A 3951-nucleotide genomic window follows, 5' to 3' on the forward strand; every position below is an offset into this window, starting at 1 on the left:
ACTCGACGATCATGTCGTCGAAGCCGTCGAGGTGGCCCGACGCCTCGAAGACGGCCTCCGGCATCACCGTCGGCGCCTCCAGTTCCATGTGGCCCTCCTCGCGAACGAAGATGTCCCGCCACGTGTCCTCGAGGTTCCGCTTCAGCGCGGCGCCTTCCGGGCCGTAGGTGTAGAAGCCGGCCGTACCGCCGTAGGCCTCGTTCGACTGGAAGAAGAAGCCGCGGCGTTTGGCCAGCTCTGCGAGCTCGTCCAGCTCCGTCATACCAGCGCCTCCAGCAAGTCCACGTCCCTGACGATGCCCGTCAGTTCGCCGCCGGAGACGAGCGGAATCTGCTCGATATCGTGGGAGAGCATCGCCTGTGCGGCCTCCCGGGCGGTCTTGCTCTTCGTGACCGTCACGAGGTCGTCAGTCATGAACTCCGCGACCGGTTCGGAGGGAATCTCGACGTTCAGCGTCGGCACCGCGCGACTGCCGACGGCCTTGATTCCCTCCCACATCCACTCGTCGTCCTGATTGGCGACGGCGTCGCCGGGGTCGGATTCGCCCTGCACGACGCGGGCGACCTCGATGATGTCGACCTCCGTCAGCATGCCAGCGTGGTCGCCATCGTCGTCCAGCACGATGGCGTAGGGGACGTTCGCGTGGCCGAGTTCGCGCTCGGCGACCGGCAGCGGCGTGCCCTGATAGACCGTGTTGACCTCCCGGGTCGCGAGGGTGCCGACCTCCGTGTCGCCGTTCTCCTCTCCTTCGGCGATCGCGCGGACCATGTCGGTGACGGTGATGATGCCGAGCAACTCGTCGCCGTCGACGACCGGGACGCGCCGCTCGCCCGATTCGAGGACGAGTTCGGCGACGTCGGTGATCGAGGCCGACGACTCGACCGACGGTACCTCCCGGATCAGCATCGCCAACTGGTCTTCGTCCGGCTGGTCGATGAGCGATTCACGCGTCACGAGACCGCGGAACACTTCGCCGTCGTCGGTCGCCTTGACGATAGGCACCGACGAAAAGCCCCGGTCCTGCAGGTACTCGAGGACATCCTCCCGGGTACCCGGGATTTCGACCGTAACAACCTCGTCCCGCGGCGTCATCGCGTCTGCGACGTTCATACGGACGAGGTATCCACGCCTGCGTACTAAGTCCACCGAACGAACTTTTTGGACGGGCAGGCGGCTCTGCCGCCTGCCCGGCAAACACTTCGATGAAAAAGACACTTCGACCCTCCCTCCGGTCGGGTCTCGGTCCCGCGCTCGCTTCGCTCGCGCGGCGAACCGCTCACGCCCTGCGGGCGCTCGCGGATGCACTTATATACCGCGACGGCTCCCGCTGCTTACCCCTCGACTTCTTCCTTCGAGATGAACTGTCCGAGGGTGCCGCGTCGGTCCGCGACGGCGCCGTAGGCTTCCTCCCGGAGTTTCTCGTAGTCCTCGAACTGTCGGAGGAACGAGACGATATCCCGGGACCCCGGCGGCATGTCCGCCACCGCGAAGGCCTCCTCGATGGCCGCTCCACAGGAGTAGACGGTGTCGTCGGTCAGGAAGTGCGCACACTCCTCGTAATCCTCGGGGAGTCGGTCGCGCTGGTCTTCGGAGAGGTCCGAGAAACCGACCGTGTCGATATCCGAACGCTGTGCGAAGTAGTTGACCCACCACTTGCAGAACCCGCACTCGTCGTCGTAAACGAGGGTGCCCTCTGTCATATCCGAATCTACGACCTCCGCCCGTTTAGAAGCCCCGTTTGAGGCGAGAGTCGTATCAGGTGTACCGGGCGGTTTCGGCCCCGCAGTCCTCACAGACGGTCACCAGCGCGTCGCCTTGCTCGGCGCGCTCGATGACGTGGTCGGTGCGCTCGCCGCAGTTCTCGCACTCACAGAGGAGCGTCAACTCTCCGCCCTCTGCCGGTGCACCCATGGCGAGTGCCGTGACGTGCTCGTCGCTGCGGTTCCACCCACGCTGGAACTCGCCGGCGTCGAAGTGGATGACCTCTCCCGAACCCACCTCGACCTCGCCGTCCTCCGTCTCGAAGGTCACCGTCCCCTCCAGAACGTAGAAGACCTCCTCCTGTTGCTCGTGGGCGTGATAGCCGAACGCGAAGCTATCGCCGGGCGCGAGTTCGTAGTAGTTCACCGCGAGGTTCTCCGCGCCGAGTGCCTTCCCGACCGGTCGCTTGACCGTTGCGGGGCCCATCCAGCTGTCGAGTTCCTCGATGTCGACTTTCTCCATACGCCGCTATGGGACAGCACCCAGCAAAAAGGAATGGGCCTCGGCAGGCGTCGAACGCGAGAAGAAACGCAGGAGCGTTCCACGGCCTGTTTATAAATCGATACGGCGGAAAGAGAGATGGTCAAGCGATTGCGGTGCGAGAGCGGAACGGCAGTCGACGGGTAAGCATCCGCGAGCGCGGAGCGCTCGCGGTTCCCGGCAGCGCGTAGCGCTGCCGTAGCGTTCGCAAATCGCGCAGCGATTTGCGAGCCCATCAGAAACGCGAAGCGTTTCTGAGGACGCCGAGCGACTACCGCGGCCCGGAGGGCCGCGACAGGAGCGAGGCGCGCATATTTTCCCCATGTTTTTGCCGGGCGGGCGAAGCCCGCCCGTGCAAAAAGTGGGTTTACATCATACCGCCCATGCCGCCGCCCATGCCGCCCATGCCGCCGGGCGCGCCGCCGGGGCCGCCCTGACCCTCTTCGCCCTTGTCGGTCGAGAGGTCACCGGCGGAGATGATGTCGTCGATTTTCAGGACGAGGTTGGCGGCTTCGGTGGCCGACGAGAGGGCCTGGGACTTGGCGTGGGCGGACTCGACGACACCGGCGTCGTAGGTGTCGACGATGTCGCCGGTGAAGACGTTGAGACCGGCGGTCTCGTCGCCCTCGTCGTGGGCCGCACGCAGGTCGACCAGCGTGTCGATGGAGTCGAGACCGGCGTTCTCCGCGAGAACGCGGGGCACGAGTTCCAGTGCGTCGGCGAAGGCCTCGACGGCCAGTTGCTCGCGGCCGGAGACGGAGTCGGCGTAGTCGCGGACGCGGCGGGCAACCTCGACCTCGACGGCGCCGCCGCCGGCGAGGACGCGCCCGTCGGAGACGGTCTGGGAGACGACGTCGAGCGCGTCGCCGATGCCGCGTTCGAGTTCGTCGACGACGTGGTCGGTCGACCCGCGGAGCAGCAGCGTCACGCCGTGGCTCTCGCCGAGGCCTTCGACGTAGAACAGTTCGTCGTCATCGTCGAAGGTGACGTCGGCGGTGCCGAGGTGGTCGGCTTCGAGGGTTTCGAGCTCCGAGAGGATGGTCGCGCCCGTGACCTCCTTCAGGAAGCCGAGGTCGGTCTTCTTGACACGGGAGGCGGCGAGGATGCCCTCCTGTGCGAGGAAGTGCTCGGCGAGGTCGTCGATGCCCTTCTGGCAGAAGACGACGTCGGCGCCGGAGGCGGCGATGGTCTCGACCTTCTCGCGGAGTTCCTCTTCTTCCTTGTCGAGGAACTGCTGGAGCTGGTCGGGGCTGTCGAGCTGGATGGAGGCGTCGGCCTCGGTTTCCTCGACCTCGATGGGCTCGTCGATGAGGAGCACGTCGGCGTCCTCGACCGAGGTCGGCATGTCAGCGTGGGCCGGCTCCTTGTCGATGACGGCGCCGTTGAGGAGTTCGGACTCGCTGGCCGATCGGCCGGTCTGGGTCTCGATGTTGACGTATTCGAGGTCGACGATGGACTCGCCGTCCTCGGCCTCGACGGTGACGGCCTGTACGGCGTCGACGACCAACTGCGCGAGGACGTCCTTGTTGAGTTCGGCGCCCTTGCCGGTCATCGAGGTCTCGGCGACATTCCGGAGGAGGTCCGTATCCGTGGGGTCGACCTCGCGGGCGACGTTGTCGATCTCCGCGCGGGCCTGCCTGCTGGCCTGGTTGAATCCCTTGATGATGGCCGTCGGGTGGATGTCCTGTTCGAGGAGGTCCTCGGCGTTCT

The 3951-nt window shown here is 65.9% G+C and carries 4 protein-coding genes and 1 pseudogene; all 5 read right to left on the bottom strand.

The window, feature by feature from the left end:
• Positions 1-262: pseudogene (locus V5A53_RS13495) on the bottom strand (glycine--tRNA ligase); the annotation flags it as partial.
• On the bottom strand, positions 259-1110 hold the full coding sequence (locus V5A53_RS13500) for a CBS domain-containing protein (RefSeq protein ID WP_332314139.1): 852 nt from the start codon (positions 1108-1110) through the stop codon (positions 259-261). The gene V5A53_RS13500 and the pseudogene V5A53_RS13495, both read right to left, overlap by 4 nt.
• A gap of 221 nt (positions 1111-1331) precedes the next feature.
• Complete coding sequence (locus V5A53_RS13505) at positions 1332-1700, bottom strand: thiol-disulfide oxidoreductase DCC family protein (RefSeq protein ID WP_332314140.1); 369 nt, start codon at positions 1698-1700, stop codon at positions 1332-1334.
• 55 nt (positions 1701-1755) lie between these two features.
• Positions 1756-2223 carry a cupin domain-containing protein gene (locus V5A53_RS13510; RefSeq protein WP_332314141.1) on the bottom strand — a complete coding sequence of 156 codons (468 nt, stop codon included), beginning with the start codon at positions 2221-2223 and terminating at the stop codon, positions 1756-1758.
• A gap of 385 nt (positions 2224-2608) precedes the next feature.
• The coding region (thsB, locus tag V5A53_RS13515) for a thermosome subunit beta (protein WP_332314142.1) at positions 2609-3951 on the bottom strand (1343 nt) is incomplete at its 5' end.

The sequence above is a fragment of the Natronomonas sp. genome, from assembly GCF_036625485.1.
Classification (GTDB): Archaea; Halobacteriota; Halobacteria; order Halobacteriales; family Haloarculaceae; genus Natronomonas.